This is a genomic window from Rickettsia massiliae MTU5, from assembly GCF_000016625.1.
Classification (GTDB): Bacteria; Pseudomonadota; Alphaproteobacteria; order Rickettsiales; family Rickettsiaceae; genus Rickettsia; species Rickettsia rickettsii.
On the sequence record NC_009900.1, the window covers coordinates 49826 to 65889 of the forward strand.

Below are 16064 nucleotides of genomic sequence, written 5' to 3' on the forward strand. Positions count from 1 at the left end.
GAATTAGTAGTTTTATTAAGTTCTAGAATTATTTGACTGAGAATTTCCTGAAATTCTTCTTCATTCTCTGGACAAGATATTATATATTTGTTAAGTACAGTACCAGCTTTGCTTAATTTGCCTGCTTTATAAAAAGCTTTTCCTAATAAAAATCAGTATCTTTAGGTTTAGATGTATATAGAGCTGCTTGTCGTAATGAAGCTACTGCCTTAAGGTAAAGGTCTGTTTGTTCAACATTATTATAATACTCTCCCCAACACAAGTAAATGATGCCTTCATAATAATAGATATGTAGAAAACCTTTATATTGTTTAATTAAGGTAAAAATATATTAAGTGCTTCTTTATATTCATTTTTACTTAAAAGTTCTCTTCCTTTAGAGATTAATTGGTTTACGATCTCTTTCATATTCTAATCTATTATTAGTTAATTGTTTAAATCATATTATGGCCGCCGTTGATAGAAATAGTCTCACCTGTTATTATAAATCCGGCATTTTCATCAACTAAAAATGCCACGGCTCTAGCTATTTCTTCCGGCTGTCCTAGTCTTTTTTTGGGGATACTATTAACGATTTTAACAAGCACGTCTTCGGGTACTGCTCCTACCATTTCGGTTGCAATATACCCTGGAGCTATACAGTTAATGGTGATATTTTTAGAAGCAGTTTCACGAGCAAGGGCCTTAGTAAAGCCGATAATTCCAGCTTTAGCAGCAGAGTAATTAGTCTGCCCAACCTTGCCCTGCTTAAGCATTAATTGAACTGATATTTACTATACGACCGTAATCTTGGTTTCGCATCTGCTCCATTACGCTACTAGACATATTAAAGCAAGAATTGAGATTAACGTTAATCTCATTCCAATCTTGATGACTCATGCTATATAGCATTTTATCTTTGGTAATACCGGCATTATTTACAAGAATACTTACCGGTTTTTTAAACTCCTCTTCAATTTCCTTTACTGCTTTTCTACATTCTTCAAAATCCGCAACATTCCAGCATTTGGTTTTTATACCGTATTTTTCTTCCATTCCTTTAGCAGCGTCGTAATTGCTGAAAAAATTAGCAACTACCGTAAGACCCTTATTTTTTAATTCTAAAGCGGTAGCTTTACCTATTCCTCTAGTACCGCCTGTTACAATTGCAAGTTCTGACATTATTTCTCCATACCTATATTTTGACTTTTATTAAATTTAATCGGTGGGGTTATACTTGGTTTAAGCTGTGACACCGATTTAGTTAACGGTTTAACAACTTTCCTATCACTGCGTATTGCGATAGATTCTCTAGGGTGATTTTTTCATATTCTGCATCTATCTTTTTATCCATCTTTTTTTGTCTTCAATTTTATTAGTTTTAGCAGTTAATGCCATTATAGCAGCAAGTGTTTCTTTTCTACTTTTTGGAATGACTCTTTTATTTTCTTTTTTAGTGCCGTAACAACCTATTGTTGCACCGCCTGCATAAATACTACCTGCTTGCTGAGCAATATGACAGTTTTTAAGTGATTGTTTATCGATGTCTGTTTTCTTTTTTTATACCGGTATATTTTTGATACTGCTTGAGATATTTTATTATGTTCATTAAGCCCTTCTCTATCTTTACCGCTAGCACACATTGTTAATATTTCTTCCTGAGGTAAATTTATTAAACTAGTGGTTTTAGTTTCTTGTTTATTTTGTCTTATTTTCGCTGTTAAATTACTTAAGACATCTGATATATTTAGATTAATATTTTCTTTATCAAAAGATATAAAAGGAAGTTTTGTCTCGAAGGATACTCTAAAAGGAATATCTGCTTGCTCAATATTTTTTCTTAATGTTACAGTTTTTTTAATATTTCTTTTTCCTGATCCGTTAAATTTGCATTGTTAATTATTTCTGCTGCATTTCCTTTAGGTTTATTTATCCTAAAAAAACGTTCAAATTTGCTTCTAGGTTTAATATGTGCTTTTAATTCATCAATTCCTTTTTCAGTCGGTAAATTTTCTGCTATTTTGTTTAAAGTATCACTCACTCCTGCAAAGTTATTTGTTACTCCTATAAGCCTAAATAAATTAAAAGGAGTATTAGTATTTTTCCCACCGACATTTTCCATAGATTTTTTTGTCTGATCAACAATTGTGGGATCATTGCCAGCTCTCCTATAGGACCTGAGTTTAATGTATTAGTATGAAGAGTAACGCCGTCTTCAAGCCATTCTTGGGCTTGCGTGCATTTAAGTCGGTAATTTTTTGTCTAGAATCTATATCATTTGAAATCGAGGCTAATGTACCTGCATGTTTAGATGTAAGCAATGTTTCAAAATTTTTACCGTCTTTGTCGGTTATTGCCTCAATTTTCTCAAAGGCGTTTTTCATGCCAACAATTTGTCGTCACTGGGTTGGGATAACATGCCTACCGTTTTAAATTGTATCAGTATACTGATCAACAAGCTTCCTCTCCCATCAGGCATTACATTATACCAGTTTTTACCGTCTCTATTTTGATATTCTTGCTTTTGTTCTTCTGTCAAGCCTTTAAAAGCTACTTCCACTTCGACTACAATATGCTCTTTTCCCTCATCATTGATGACTTTTGACAAAGTTATTATATTACAATGCTCATCATTGAAATTTTGAAAATCTTTAGCAACATTTAATTTTTTATGAGCATTTTTAATACCATTTTTTCCTAGCAATTCAGCAACACTGTCAATTTCAGCTTGCATATTTTTTGAGATATTTTCTTGTGATTTTTCCATATTCAAAGCATTAAAACTATTAATAAATTTTATTGCTTCTTTATTTAATTTCAGCACAAGCTCAGGTTTATTTTCGCCCTTTGCTATGTCTATCGCTCCTCTGATAGCATTTAAATATTACATTTCAAAAGCTTTAGTGCCTAAAACAATTTTTTCATGGATTGTTACGACCGTCACGTATTAATATTGGAGTTTCACCGTTTTGCCCTTCAATTTTAGCTCTATGTGTTTCTAAAGGAACGCCTACTCCGGGTGTGTAAAAATTCTTTTGTATGATTTAATAAAAACCCCTTATCGTTATCAAATTGTTTTCTTAATGATGAAAGCATTATAAAATTCTATATGTAGTTGTGCATCTCTTGTTATTTTAATTAAAAATTATTATATAAAAATAGTCTAGTTAAAAATATTTAACTTTATTAATTAAAATATGTTATTTATATGAATATTGATAAATTTACTGCACATGCTAAATCAGTGATAGCTAGTAGCCAATCACTTGCTGCTAAAAATGATCATCAGCAAATATTACCTTTGCATTTATTATCTAGTCTTTTAAGTGAAGAAACAGGTATAATTCAAACCCTTATTAATAATACCGGCGGTAATATAAACTTATTAAAAGATCAAGTTCAGCTAGAACTAAATAAAATCCCAAAAATTCAGGTTGAGGGAGGGGGGCAAGTTTATTCTTCTGCTGAAGCTCTTAAAGTTTTAGAAAAAGCTAGTCGCATTGCTAAAGACAGTGGGGATAACTTTGTAACCATAGAGCGTATATTTGAAGCATTAACTTATGATAATACTATAGCCGGTAAAATTTTAACGAATAATGGAATTAATAATAAAAAAATAGCAGCAGCTATTTTACAGCTTCGTAAAGGCAAAAAAGCAGATACCGAATCGGCAGAAAATAGTTACGATGCTCTAAAGAAATACGGCAGAGACGTAACAGAGTTTGCCGAAAGCGGTAAGCTTGACCCGATAATCGGGCGTGATGAAGAAATAAGAAGAACGGTGCAGGTACTATCACGACGTATGAAAAATAATCCTGTATTGATCGGTGAACCTGGAGTCGGTAAAACTGCTATAATAGAGGGGCTTGCACAACGAATATTTAGTAAGGACGTACCTGAATCGCTTATTAATTGCCGTATTATTGAGCTGGATATGGGAGCTTTAATAGCGGGAGCTAAATATCGAGGCGAATTTGAAGAGCGTCTTAAAGCAGTGCTTAGCGAAATCAAAGAATCAAGCGGTGAAATTATTTTATTTATCGATGAATTGCATCTATTAGTCGGTACGGGAAAAACCGACGGTGCTATGGATGCCTCGAATTTACTAAAGCCGATGCTTGCTCGTGGTGAGCTGCATTGTATCGGTGCTACTACTCTAGAGGAATATCGTAAATATATCGAGAAAGATGTGGCACTTGCTCGTCGTTTTCAGCCTGTTTACGTGAGTGAGCCGACGGTTGAGGATACTATATCAATACTTAGAGGAATTAAAGAAAAATATGAGCTGCATCATGCAGTGCGAATTTCCGATAGTGCAATAGTTGCAGCAGCGATGTTATCAAACCGTTATATTACCGATCGTTATTTACCTGATAAAGCTATTGATTTGATTGATGAAGCTTGTAGCCGTATGAAAATAGAGCTATCAAGTAAACCAGAAGAGCTTGATGAGCTGGACCGTCGTATTATTCAGATAAAAATAGAGCTTGCAGCACTTAAAAAAGAAAATGACGAGCATTCTAAAAAGAAAATAGAGCATTTAACTACAGAATTAGAAAAATTAGAGTCTAAATCCTATGATATGGGAGCTAAATGGCAAGCTGAAAAGTCTAAACTACAGCAAACACAAAAGCTCAAAGAAGAACTAGACCGTAGCCGAAACGAGCTTGAACGTGCTGAACGTGATGCTAATCTCGCTAAAGCTAGTGAGCTAAAATACGGAATTATACCTGAGATTATGAAAAAGATTCAGGAAGCCGAAAGTATGGATAATAAAGGGCTGTTAAAAGAAATTGTATCGGAAAGCGATATAGCAAGTATTATCTCACGTATTACTGGTATTCCAATTGATACGATGCTATCAAGTGAACGTGAGCGTCTGCTTGTGATGGAGCAGAAATTACGAGAATCGGTAATAGGGCAGGATGAGGCAATTAAAGGTGTTAGTGATGCGGTAAGAAGATCACGTGCAGGGATTCAAGATATTAACCGCCCGCTTGGTTCGTTCTTATTCTTAGGACCGACCGGAGTCGGTAAAACCGAGCTTACCAAAGCCTTAGCTGGTTTTCTTTTTGATGACCGTAATGCAATACTTCGTATAGATATGTCGGAATATATGGAGAAGCACGCTATTTCTCGCCTGATAGGAGCTCCTCCCGGCTATATCGGATATGATCAAGGCGGGGTGTTGACGGAGGCAGTAAGACGCCGTCCTTATCAGGTAATATTATTTGATGAGGTTGAAAAAGCCCATCCCGACATATTTAATATTATGCTGCAAATACTTGATGAGGGAAGATTAACAGATAGTCAAGGTATAACGGTTGATTTTAAGAATACTATAATAGTTTTAACGTCTAATTTAGGTGCTGAGATACTCGTTAATCAGAAAGAGGACGAAGATACATATAAAGTAAAGGATGAGGTTATGGAATATGTAAAAGCAGTATTTAAACCTGAGTTTTTAAACAGACTAGACGAGATTATATTATTCCATCGCCTAAATCGTAATAATATTCATGATATAGTTAAGATACAGCTTGAAAGCTTAAGGAAAATTTTACTAGCACAAAATATTATTCTTGAATTTGATGAATCTGTCTTAAATTATTTAGCCGAAAAAGGTTATGATCCAAGCTTTGGAGCAAGACCCTTAAAACGCCTTATCCAGCGGGAAATACAAAATAATTTAGCCAAAATGATTTTAGCAGGCGAAATAAGTAGCGGTAAAACGGTTAAAATAAATGCAAAGGATAATAAAGAATTGAAGGTAACAATGAGTTGATTAATTTTTTCCGAATAACGCATTATCGCATAATCCACTATTCTTGTTAAAGGCACTGTCTAATAATTATTGATTTTGTCATTGCGGGCTATTAAAAGATTTGTTGCATGGCTCAAAAAACGCGTTTGATATCATTCCCGCTTTCGCGGGAATGACACAAAACGAGCAATGCAATAAGACCACAACTAAAAGGAGTATGGTCATCTAGAAAAAGTAATAAAAAATTCTATTAATTAGTATTAATAACATTCAATTTCAGCTAATGTTATACTTTCAGTACCTGATAATTTATAATAATCACTACTAGTAGAGTTAGGAATTTGTAAGTCAAATAATAGTGCTTTTTCTTCTTTATACGGATCAACTAAGTAAGAATTTGTAATATCTGTAACTATTGGCGATAAATAGGTTGTTGTTTCAATAAGCTTATCAATAGCATTCTGTCCGTCTTTTAATATTTTATCGACTAGTTTTTTATCTTTATAAAAAGTATTTACGGCCCCTATTAAGGTTGTTGATATCTCATATATAATAACACCGTTTTTAATTATATTGGTTATATTAGAGTCTAATTTTGCTGTTTTAGAAAAAATTAAAGAAATAACAGTAGGATATTTATTAAATACATTAGGTAGTTCTAAAAAAGTATTTGCGGCTGAATAGGCAGAATTGGCTGCTTCTGAAAAACAATTAAATGCTTTGTATATGTTTTCATAATTGCTATTACTCATAAACTTACCTCTTTTTTTATATATGTAATTACCATGAAACATGGTAATTACATATCATACTACTAAATTAAGAAGTGTCAATATTAAAAAATTATATTTCTTCTTAGAGGATATCAGTAAATAAATTTTAATTACTAATATCCTCTAAACTCCACCTAGCTTTTGGACAGAAATTCAAAGGAGTAAATAACTTATTATTGTAACGCTCAAGTCCTGCATATGCAATCATTGCAGCATTATCGGTGCATAAGTGGATAGGTGGATAAATAAGCCGATAACCATATGTTTTAGCACAACTACTTAATATTTCTTGTAAATATTTATTAGCAGCGACACCGCCGGCAATAACTATATTCTTCTTATCAAAATTATTTGTTATTTGTTCATATGCTCTAATAGCATCTTGTACCTTACTACTTAGAATTTCTCCTATAGTAAATTGAAAACTTGCCGCTATATCATTGATTACAGTGTCATTAATTTCCTTTAAATTCATTATTAAAGTACGCACGGCAGTTTTAAGCCCTGAAAAGGACATATTGCAATTACCGCTGTTAATTATAGGTTTTGGAAATTTATATTTATTAGGATCGCCAAGTGTTGCTCTTTTCTCAATTTCAGGTCCTCCGGGAAAAGCTAAGTTTAGCATTTTGGCTACCTTGTCAAAGGCTTCGCCTACGGCATCATCTATAGTAGATCCTAGTATTTTATATTTTCCGAGGCCTAAAACTGCTACAAATTGGCAATGTCCGCCCGAAGCTAACAAGAGTAAATAAGGATAAGGAATATTATCGGTTAGTCTTGCGGTTAAGGCATGACCTTCTAAATGATTAATTGCAATAAAGGGTTTTTTTAAAGCACTGCTTAGCGATCTTGCAAACATTGAGCCAACTATAACACTGCCGATTAAACCTGGACCGGAAGTTGCGGCAATTGTACTAATGTCCGTTAATTTAGTGTTGCTTTCTTTTAAAACATTTTTTAATGCTTTATCTAGATGTGATAAGTGAGAACGTGCAGCAATTTCAGGTACTACCCCTCCAAAAACTGTATGTTCTGTATTTTGTGAAATGATTATATTAGATAAGATTTCTCGATTTTCGGTGATTATAGAAACAGCTGTATCATCACAGCTTGATTCTATACCTAAAATTTTTATCATTCAAATTGAAACTAATTAGAGGCGTTGTTAAGTAAAAAATGATAGTTTGCGTCATTGTGAGAAGGTGTTGCCCACGTGGATACCGATGTCATTCCCGCGTAAGCGGGAATGACATAACAGGATCCATGCGACAACACCAACACCCGCTTGCAATCACGATATCTATCTTTATTTAATAATGCCTAATTAGATACCTTTAAGGTATTTAATTGATTATACAGCTTATAAATAGATTGTTCGGCATCAATAATTTTGTTATTAACTATTTTTAATAGTTTTTCCGAAGGTTTTTCTGTTATTTGCGTTGTAGAACTTACTTGCTCCGCTAAATTTTTAAGTGATTCTTGTATTTCTACAAAAGATTTTTTAAATTGTTCTTTAATAGTAATAGATGATTCTTCAAGCTCTTTAATTTTTAAGCATAGATTTTCTAATAAATGATCTATTTTAGTTTGCATTAAAGTCAATTTTTGCTTTTGTTTTTCACTAAGATAGCTTAAAGTTTCTTGCATTTTTGCCTGTATACGTACTTTTGCAGTACGTTCAAGTTCTGAAGCTAAACCGATTTTACTCATTAAAAATATTATCCATTTGTGAACGTCAAAATGATACCATTTTGCACCGTTACGATAATCTGAAGGAAAAGCATGATGGTAATTATGCCAATTTTCACCGAGTAAGAATAATGCCATCCACCAAATATCTCCGGCAGTGCCTTTGTAATATTTTTTACTACCGGCAAAGTGGCATAAAGAATTAACGCAGAAGGTTGCTTGTTGCTGTAGGAATCTACCGAGCCCCATAAATAAAAATCCTGCATATGCCGATTGTATAGTACCGCCGACTAAGTAACCGATAAATAAAGGCACGACAATATTCATAAAAGCTGCTATTTGCCAATAATATTTTAGCTGCCATTTTAATAAATTGTTTTTCCCGTGCTTAGCCCAAGTAATGCGATCAATAGACTTATAGCTACCGCTTCCGACTAGCATCCATCCTATATGAGACCACATAAAGCCTAAAAATTTATTATCAAATTTTAAAGGAGTATGCGGATCTTGGTCTTGATCCGTATATCTATGATGTTTATAATGATTCGATGCCCAAGATAAAGCTGGTCCTTGTAATGTCCCTGCAGACAGCATAATTAAGACAAACTCGGCATATTTATTTATTTTATAAGCATTATGAGACCATAACCTATGCAAACCGATCCCAACGGTAATATTATTAATATAATAACTAGCAATTATAAAAATAACTTCAGTTAGCCCTATTCCATAATCAAACGAATATTTAACTATAAGAGATATAATAAAAATAGGATAAAATATTAAAGCAAATAAAGCGGGCTTATTTAGTTTACTTAACATAAAATTTACAGTTTTTAGTTATAAAATATATAAATCGGCAACGAATAAAATCTTAATTATATTTATTATACATAAATATTAATGGACATTAATAACATACTTAATGCATAAATACAAAGAAAATTTTGATAATAAAATTCTAGTTATCCTTATTTAGACAATAACCGATAAAACGAACGGTTGTAATAATTAAATTGTCTTTCCCTAAGGCCTCTCTAATCCTATTTATATGAACATCTATGAGACGTTCATTAAAGATCTCTTCACTTTCCCATAAATATTTTATTATTTCTTGACGCGAAAATACTTCATTTGGAACCTGAAAAAAAGTCGTAAAATTTTAAACTCAGTAGGACCTAGACGAATATTCAGTCCGTCTTTGTATACTTTTTCAATATTTAGATTCTTAAATTTAATAATATTATCTTGTACAGCTGACTTGGAACGTCTCAATTAAAGTACCTATATTATAGGCGTTTTAGAAAATTTATTAATTTTTCTAACGTTATTTATTGTTATTAAAGGATTTTCTTGTAATTCTGCACTAATAATCATGATAGCAAGCGGCTGACTAAAAAAATAAGTTAATGCTTTTTCTAGAGTTGAAGCCCTCATTATATTAAATCCTGCTCTCTTCTATATCATTACTTAAAAGAAATATTAACACTTTTTTTATTTTTTTCTTCTATAATTAAAACTTCAGGTAATAGCTTATCAAACACTGAATTAATCTTCATCAATATTTAGTAAATAATTAAAAATTTTTGTAATAATTTTCTAATTTATTAGGGTTTATAGCAAACTTTTTATAAAAAGAAACAAAGAAATAATAATTTTGTAAAGATAATACTTGAATTTAATAGTTTTAGTTGCTATAAATAGCTTTATTTTAAAGTTTGTTTGTTGGAGATTCTTATATATCATGAGCTTTTATGAATCAGTTTTTATTATACGCCAAGACGTATCATTAAACGATATAGATAAAATCGTTAATGATTTTGCTAAAATTATTAAAGATAATAATGGCACTATCATCAAAAAAGAATATTGGGGGGTAAGAACTTTAGCTTACAAAATCGGTAATAACAAAAAAGGACATTATTATTTTTTAGGTCTAGATATTACTGGTAATGTAAAAGAAGAGCTAGAAAGAAAAATGAAGCTTAATGAAAATATCATTAGATTTCTTACAATTCAAGCAGATTCAATTAGTAGTGAACCTTCACCGATATTAAAAAATCAGAGTACAGAGAATACTCCGGTAATTGACGTAACGATTAATAATTAAATTTGTAAGAATTAAGGTTAAAGAATGTTAAAAAGTAATAATGCTAGTGAAACAGCTGCTCGCAAGGTAGGAGATAAAACTGCTAAAAAAGTATTTTTTAGAAGACGTAAAGGATGCCCTCTTTCTGTGCCTCATGCACCTGTTATTGATTATAAAAATCCTGAGCTTTTAATAAAATTTGTCTCTGAAGGCGGTAGAATGTTACCAAGCAGGATCACAAATGTTTGTGCAAAGAAACAAAGAAAGCTAAATAATGCTGTTAAAATTGCAAGAATTTTAGCGTTATTACCTTTTGTATTTCAAGCTAAATAAAGGCATAATACATGGAAATTATATTAATAAAACCCGTAAGAAAATTAGGAAAAATTGGCGACATACTCAAAGTAGCAGACGGGTTTGGTCGTAATTATCTTTTACCGCAAAAATTAGCTATTAGAGCTACTGAGCCTAATAAAGAGCTAATAGTTAAACAAAAACACGAATTTGAAGCAAAAGATAAGCAAATAAGAGAAGAAGTAGAAAAAATTAATGCTCTTATTAAAGATCAAAAATTAGTTTTTATCCGTCAAACATCAGATGACGGTAAACTTTTCGGTTCGGTTACTAATAAAGAAATAGCCGATAAATTATCTGAAAATGTATCTTATAATATTTCTCATTCAAATATTATTCTTGATAAACAAATTAAATCTACCGGAATTTATACAGTTGAAATAAGACTCCATGCAGAGCTTAATGCTATAGTTATGGTTATTGTTGCAAGATCAGAATCAGAAGCACAAGATTATTTACGCGAACAAAAGACTGAAACTTCGGAAGATTTAGCTGAGTCAGCATAAATTTTCTTTATCATCTAATTGTGTGGTTTTTTGTTACCATTGCAAAAGCAGAGCATTGTTGTATGGATTGAGAAACTTGCTCGATGTCATTCCCGCGTAGGCGGGAATCCAGCATAAAGCGAGATAAATCGAGCTTTTAATTTCAAAAGTTTGCTGTATTTATACTTTTTTTCTGGATTCCTGCTTTCGCAGGAATGACATAAGAGCCATGCAACAATGTCCCGCCTACGCGGAAATGATATACTACTACGTTTCAATATCCAAACACTTTACAATACTAACATTTTTCAACCATGCTATATGAAAAATTTGAGTATAATATCAATAATCTAATAGGTAATTTTGGCTTATCTAAAATATCGATTGCAGTATCTGGTGGGAGCGATTCGGTAGCACTTCTTTATCTTGCTAATATTTGGGCAGAAAAAAATAATATAGAATTATTTGTTATATCGGTTGATCATAACTTACGGGAACAGTCGAAGCAAGAGACCCATTATATCCAAAATATCAGTAATAGTCTAAATCGCAAGCATTATAGTTTATCTTTTGACCATCAAAATAATTTTTCCAATTTACAAGAAAGAGCAAGAGAAGGACGCTATGATTTGATGACAAATCTATGTCTAGAACTCGATATATTAGTACTTTTAACTGCTCACCATGAAGATGATTACGTAGAAAATTTTTGTTTAAGATTAGAGCGTAATAGCGGTATATTTGGACTTAGTAGCAGTAATATCAATTGGTATAATAATATACAAATAATTAGACCGCTATATAATATTCCAAAAAGTGAATTAGTAGAATATTTAGTCAGTCATAATATAAAATGGTTTGAAGATGAGTCAAATTCATCTGATAAATATAGACGAAATGTTATTAGGCAAAAATTAGCTAAAGGTGCAGATTATATTAGACATCGTTCCAAACCAGCTTATAGAGAGGAATTTAAAGGAGACACGGAACGCAGCACCGCAGCGTACACAAGCGTAGGTGAGGAGGCATTATTGCGTGGATCAATTTTATCTCTAGAAGCGAAGTTTGGAACGATGTCTAAAGCCGCAATAATTTCACAACAACTTAAAACCAACAAACTTATAGAAAACGAGTTGAAGCCTGAATTAATATCGGCGATAGCTGAAGCGGTCAAGATTTTTGAATATGGCTTTGCTTTTCTTGATTTAGTTAAATTTGATAAGTTTTCAAATGAGGTGAAAGTACAAATAATTAATTTTTTACTGATAATAATTAGTGGACAATCTAGAGCAGCTCGTTTTTATTCGGTAGAACCTATTTTGAAATTAATTACTCAAGACGTAAACTTTAAGAATACACTTCATGGCTGTATAATTAAGCGTATACAAAACGAGTTACTTATATACAGGGAATTCGGCAAAAAATTACCTGAGAGTAAAATATTACTAGATAAATCCGTTATTTGGGATAATAGATTTTGTATCACAAAAAATCAAGAAACTCCAAATTGTTTTGTAACTCATCTATCGTTAGAAGATTATAAAATAATAAAGAAACAATTAGATTTAGAACCTTTGAAAAATCTATCCTGCAAAAACCACAATGCAGTTTTATTGACCTTACCTATCATTAAAATACTTGAAAAAGTTATAGCAATACCACATATATCATATTATGATAATGACATGTGGAACTTTGAAGTATCTTTTGCTCCAAATTTTGTATCTCGTTTCACCCATTTTTGCTAACACCGGTATTTAAGAGGTTATCTGTAAATAAATTTTAACTACTAATTAAAATTTATTTATAGACCTCTTATACCAATAAAAATTTTTATTAGGTTTTATATCGATGAATAATCAAGGTAGAAGTATTTTAGCTTGGGCAGCACTTTTTGTTTTTATAATATTACTTTTTAATGTGTTCCAATCTGACGGTTTACTTGGTGGAAGAAATAATATAACTTTCTCGGATTTTTTAACACGAGTTGATGAAAAGACCGTTAATGCGGTAAAAATTCAGGGTAGAGTAATTGAAGGCACTTCAAATGACGGCTCTACTTTTAACACTTATGCTCCTGATTATCCTGATTTAGTAAATCGTCTTACTAGCAATGACGTTAATATTGAAGTAGTGCCTCTTGAAACAAGAATGAATACCTTTTTAGGCTTTTTAATTTCTTGGTTTCCTATGCTTTTATTGATAGGTGTTTGGGTTTTTTTCATGCGTCAAATGCATGGAGGCGGGAAAGCCATGGGGTTTGGAAAATCTAAAGCTAGGTTGCTATCAGATAAAGGACCAAAAATTACCTTTAAAGATGTAGCAGGTATAGATGAAGCAAAAGAAGAATTAACTGAAATAGTAGATTTTTTAAGAGATCCAAGCAAGTTCCAAAAGCTTGGCGGTAAAATACCGAAAGGCTGCTTACTTATAGGTCCTCCCGGAACCGGTAAGACACTTCTTGCTAAAGCAATTGCAGGTGAGGCTAATGTTCCGTTTTTTAGCATATCCGGCTCTGATTTTGTTGAAATGTTTGTAGGTGTCGGTGCAAGCCGTGTGCGTGACATGTTTGAACAGGGTAAACGTAATGCTCCTTGTATTATCTTTATCGATGAAATTGATGCGGTAGGTCGCCATAGAGGTATCGGTATGGGTGGCGGTAATGATGAACGTGAGCAAACCTTAAACCAAATGTTAGTCGAAATGGATGGATTTGAAGCAAACGAGGGAGTTGTGATCATTGCAGCTACAAACCGTCCTGACGTTCTTGATCGTGCATTACTGCGTCCCGGTAGGTTTGATCGTCAAATTGCCGTTGCAAACCCTGATATAAACGGTCGTGAGCAAATTCTAAAAGTACATTTAAAGAAAATTAAATATAATAGTACGGTACTAGCACGAATTATTGCTCGCGGTACCCCGGGTTTTTCCGGTGCTGAACTTGCTAACTTAGTTAATGAAGCTGCTCTTATTGCTGCAAGGCTTGGTAAGAAAGAAGTAGATATGCACGACATGGAAGAGGCAAAAGATAAGGTGCTGATGGGAGTGGCACGTCGCTCTATTGCAATGTCGGAGAAAGAAAAAAGGTTGACTGCATATCATGAAGGCGGACATGCATTAGTAGGACTTTATTGTCCTGCAGCATCACCTATTCATAAGGCCACGATTATACCGCGTGGTAATGCTCTTGGGATGGTGCAAAGACTTCCTGAAACTGATGAATATTCTCAGAATCGTGAACAGATGGAATCATCTATAGCAGTTTATATGGCAGGAAGAGTAGCGGAAGAAATTATTTTCGGTAGAAATAAGGTTACCTCAGGAGCTTCGTCGGATATAAAAGGTGCAACTAATATTGCAAGAGCGATGGTTACAAAAGCAGGTTTAAGTGATTTAATAGGACCGATATTTCACGGTTCAAGTGGTGACGATATGTATGGTAGACAACCTAATAATGAAACCTCGGAAGCTACTGCAGAATTAATTGATGCTGAAGTTAAAAGAATTATTACGCAAGGATATGAATTTGCAAAAGATATTTTAACAAAACATATAGATCAACTTCATACCTTAGCAAATGCTTTAATTGAATATGAGACATTGTCCGGTCAGCAAATTAAAAATTTACTTAGTGGTAGAGCTTTAGATTCAGAAGAGGAGAATAAATTTCCTTTTAATGATTCATCTACTATAAAAATAGATAAAGAAAAAGCACCTGAGAAAACAAAAACAACTAAAGCTAAAAAAGAAAATTCCGCTTCCTAAGTTTAGTAGTATAATTTATAGATTTATTTTGTGGTATCGGTGGTTTTAGAAAAGCCTTGGAAATAAAGGGTCTTGAATGTGTGTTTTCTTCTGATATAGACAAAGACGTACAAGAAGCATATAAAAGAAATTTCGGTGATAAGCCATACGGTGATATTACGAAAATATCAGAAACCAAAATCCCTAAACATGATATTTTATGTGCCGGTTTTCCTTGCTAATCTTTTAGTATTTCAGGTAAGAGGCTTGGTATAGGAGATGTAGACTCTTGTATAAAATAATCAGAATAGCACAATATCACAAACCCTATATATTATTACTTGAGAATGTTAAAAATATTCTGAATATTAATAATGGCAGCGTAATTGAAACTATAGACTAAAGTTAGATGAGATTGGCTATAAAGTATATAGAAATGTGTTAAATGCTGCATTATTTGTGGAGTACGGAGTACTGCAAACAAAGAGAAAGAGTTTATTTTGTTTGTTTACGAAAAGATTTTAGCAGTGAATATACACTCAAATATGTAAAACCGGAAGAGTCTTATGAAAGGATTTTTCTTAATGATATTTTAGAACAGGATGTTGATAAAAACTTATATATTAATAGAGATAATGTTATTTTAGATAAAACACTGGTTGAAAAGCAATTAAAGCCAATTAGGATTGGTCAAGTTAATAAAGGCGGTCAAGGTGAAAGGATTTACAGCCCTTTCGGTCATTCACTTTATCAGCTTTTGGTGGCGGTGTCGGTGCTAGAACCGATCTTTATTATATAAATGATAAGATAAGAAGACTAACAATCAATGAATGTAAATATTTAATGGGTTTCCCTCAAGATCATTATGTTGCAGATGGATTAAAGGGTTATAGGCAATTCAGTAATTCCACAAATAATAGCAAATATATATGACTCAATAAGAGCAGTTTAATGGATAATGGAATATACGAAGATCAACTTCAAAAAGAGCCAGGAGTTCACAAGACGAGGAACACAGCGTATACTTAATACGTGAGTACCGCAGTACTTGTAAAACGACGTAGCCAATTTTAAAGTTGATCTTCGTATATGGATTGCTAACTATAAATATCGTCATTGTGAGTAGGCATTGTTGCATGGACCAGTAAATGCTCTTGATGTCATTCCCGCAGAAGCGGGAA

Annotated in this window: 16 protein-coding genes and 2 pseudogenes; 10 read left to right on the forward strand and 8 right to left on the reverse strand. The window is 32.7% G+C overall.

The annotated features are described in order from the left end of the window. Nucleotides 1-434 precede the first annotated feature (434 nt). The 3 genes and pseudogenes from RMA_RS00320 to RMA_RS10410 form a co-directional block, all read right to left on the reverse strand. Nucleotides 435-1161: pseudogene (locus RMA_RS00320) on the reverse strand (SDR family oxidoreductase). A 664-nt stretch (nucleotides 1162-1825) separates the two neighbouring features. Beyond that, complete coding sequence (locus RMA_RS10405) at nucleotides 1826-2101, reverse strand: hypothetical protein (RefSeq protein ID WP_041404462.1); 276 nt, start codon at nucleotides 2099-2101, stop codon at nucleotides 1826-1828. A 258-nt stretch (nucleotides 2102-2359) separates the two neighbouring features. Next, complete coding sequence (locus RMA_RS10410) at nucleotides 2360-2803, reverse strand: hypothetical protein (RefSeq protein WP_238375495.1); 444 nt, start codon at nucleotides 2801-2803, stop codon at nucleotides 2360-2362. Nucleotides 2804-3187: 384 nt separating this feature from the next. Between RMA_RS10410 and clpB the strand changes: the two genes are divergently transcribed. Then, entirely contained in the window at nucleotides 3188-5764 is a 2577-nt protein-coding gene (clpB, locus tag RMA_RS00345) for an ATP-dependent chaperone ClpB (RefSeq protein ID WP_041404463.1), read from the forward strand. Nucleotides 5765-6003: 239 nt separating this feature from the next. On the opposite strand, the gene RMA_RS00350 is transcribed toward clpB, so the two are convergent. From RMA_RS00350 to RMA_RS09705, 5 genes are all read right to left on the reverse strand, one after another. Beyond that, nucleotides 6004-6495, reverse strand: coding sequence for a DUF5424 family protein (locus RMA_RS00350; protein WP_041404927.1), 492 nt, complete (start codon nucleotides 6493-6495; stop codon nucleotides 6004-6006). A gap of 127 nt (nucleotides 6496-6622) precedes the next feature. Further along, a complete protein-coding gene (gene tsaD, locus RMA_RS00355; RefSeq protein WP_012152360.1) occupies nucleotides 6623-7657 on the reverse strand; it encodes a tRNA (adenosine(37)-N6)-threonylcarbamoyltransferase complex transferase subunit TsaD in 1035 nt (344 codons plus the stop codon). Between the two features lie 182 nt (nucleotides 7658-7839). Next, complete coding sequence (locus RMA_RS00360) at nucleotides 7840-9033, reverse strand: acyl-CoA desaturase (protein WP_012152361.1); 1194 nt, start codon at nucleotides 9031-9033, stop codon at nucleotides 7840-7842. Between the two features lie 139 nt (nucleotides 9034-9172). After that, nucleotides 9173-9322 (reverse strand): helix-turn-helix domain-containing protein, encoded by a 150-nt coding sequence (locus RMA_RS10415; RefSeq protein ID WP_337998668.1) that lies wholly within the window; start codon nucleotides 9320-9322, stop codon nucleotides 9173-9175. Nucleotides 9323-9495: 173 nt separating this feature from the next. Next, on the reverse strand, nucleotides 9496-9648 hold the full coding sequence (locus tag RMA_RS09705) for a hypothetical protein (protein ID WP_156405194.1): 153 nt from the start codon (nucleotides 9646-9648) through the stop codon (nucleotides 9496-9498). Between the two features lie 307 nt (nucleotides 9649-9955). On the opposite strand from RMA_RS09705, the gene rpsF reads away from it, so the two are divergent. From rpsF to RMA_RS10425, 9 genes and pseudogenes are all read left to right on the forward strand, one after another. After that, entirely contained in the window at nucleotides 9956-10321 is a 366-nt protein-coding gene (gene rpsF / locus RMA_RS00370) for a 30S ribosomal protein S6 (RefSeq protein WP_041404464.1), read from the forward strand. A gap of 24 nt (nucleotides 10322-10345) precedes the next feature. Further along, nucleotides 10346-10633 carry a 30S ribosomal protein S18 gene (gene rpsR, locus RMA_RS00375; protein ID WP_012152363.1) on the forward strand — a complete coding sequence of 96 codons (288 nt, stop codon included), beginning with the start codon at nucleotides 10346-10348 and terminating at the stop codon, nucleotides 10631-10633. Nucleotides 10634-10644: 11 nt separating this feature from the next. Continuing rightward, entirely contained in the window at nucleotides 10645-11160 is a 516-nt protein-coding gene (rplI, locus tag RMA_RS00380) for a 50S ribosomal protein L9 (RefSeq protein WP_012152364.1), read from the forward strand. Nucleotides 11161-11453: 293 nt separating this feature from the next. Continuing rightward, complete coding sequence (gene tilS, locus RMA_RS00385; RefSeq protein WP_012152365.1) at nucleotides 11454-12887, forward strand: tRNA lysidine(34) synthetase TilS; 1434 nt, start codon at nucleotides 11454-11456, stop codon at nucleotides 12885-12887. A gap of 103 nt (nucleotides 12888-12990) precedes the next feature. Further along, nucleotides 12991-14904 (forward strand): ATP-dependent zinc metalloprotease FtsH, encoded by a 1914-nt coding sequence (ftsH, locus tag RMA_RS00390; protein ID WP_041404465.1) that lies wholly within the window; start codon nucleotides 12991-12993, stop codon nucleotides 14902-14904. 56 nt (nucleotides 14905-14960) lie between these two features. Beyond that, nucleotides 14961-15122: pseudogene (locus tag RMA_RS11610) on the forward strand (DNA cytosine methyltransferase); the annotation flags it as partial. A gap of 50 nt (nucleotides 15123-15172) precedes the next feature. Then, on the forward strand, nucleotides 15173-15286 hold the full coding sequence (locus RMA_RS11615; RefSeq protein ID WP_081427847.1) for a DNA cytosine methyltransferase: 114 nt from the start codon (nucleotides 15173-15175) through the stop codon (nucleotides 15284-15286). Between the two features lie 42 nt (nucleotides 15287-15328). Continuing rightward, nucleotides 15329-15682, forward strand: coding sequence for a DNA methyltransferase (locus tag RMA_RS00400; protein WP_049749335.1), 354 nt, complete (start codon nucleotides 15329-15331; stop codon nucleotides 15680-15682). A 44-nt stretch (nucleotides 15683-15726) separates the two neighbouring features. Beyond that, nucleotides 15727-15816 (forward strand): hypothetical protein, encoded by a 90-nt coding sequence (locus RMA_RS10425; protein ID WP_238375496.1) that lies wholly within the window; start codon nucleotides 15727-15729, stop codon nucleotides 15814-15816. The last annotated feature ends 248 nt before the right edge of the window (nucleotides 15817-16064 follow it).

Coding starts and splice junctions, on each gene's coding strand:
- RMA_RS10405 (WP_041404462.1), bottom strand. CDS start 2,101: ATGGAAAATGTCGGTGGGAAAAATACTAATACTCCTTTTAATTTATTT.
- clpB (WP_041404463.1), top strand. CDS start 3,188: ATGAATATTGATAAATTTACTGCACATGCTAAATCAGTGATAGCTAGT.
- RMA_RS00350 (WP_041404927.1), bottom strand. CDS start 6,495: ATGAGTAATAGCAATTATGAAAACATATACAAAGCATTTAATTGTTTT.
- tsaD (WP_012152360.1), bottom strand. CDS start 7,657: ATGATAAAAATTTTAGGTATAGAATCAAGCTGTGATGATACAGCTGTT.
- RMA_RS00360 (WP_012152361.1), bottom strand. CDS start 9,033: ATGTTAAGTAAACTAAATAAGCCCGCTTTATTTGCTTTAATATTTTAT.
- RMA_RS09705 (WP_156405194.1), bottom strand. CDS start 9,648: ATGAGGGCTTCAACTCTAGAAAAAGCATTAACTTATTTTTTTAGTCAG.
- rpsF (WP_041404464.1), top strand. CDS start 9,956: ATGAGCTTTTATGAATCAGTTTTTATTATACGCCAAGACGTATCATTA.
- rpsR (WP_012152363.1), top strand. CDS start 10,346: ATGTTAAAAAGTAATAATGCTAGTGAAACAGCTGCTCGCAAGGTAGGA.
- rplI (WP_012152364.1), top strand. CDS start 10,645: ATGGAAATTATATTAATAAAACCCGTAAGAAAATTAGGAAAAATTGGC.
- tilS (WP_012152365.1), top strand. CDS start 11,454: ATGCTATATGAAAAATTTGAGTATAATATCAATAATCTAATAGGTAAT.
- ftsH (WP_041404465.1), top strand. CDS start 12,991: ATGAATAATCAAGGTAGAAGTATTTTAGCTTGGGCAGCACTTTTTGTT.
- RMA_RS00400 (WP_049749335.1), top strand. CDS start 15,329: ATGCTGCATTATTTGTGGAGTACGGAGTACTGCAAACAAAGAGAAAGA.
- RMA_RS10425 (WP_238375496.1), top strand. CDS start 15,727: ATGGGTTTCCCTCAAGATCATTATGTTGCAGATGGATTAAAGGGTTAT.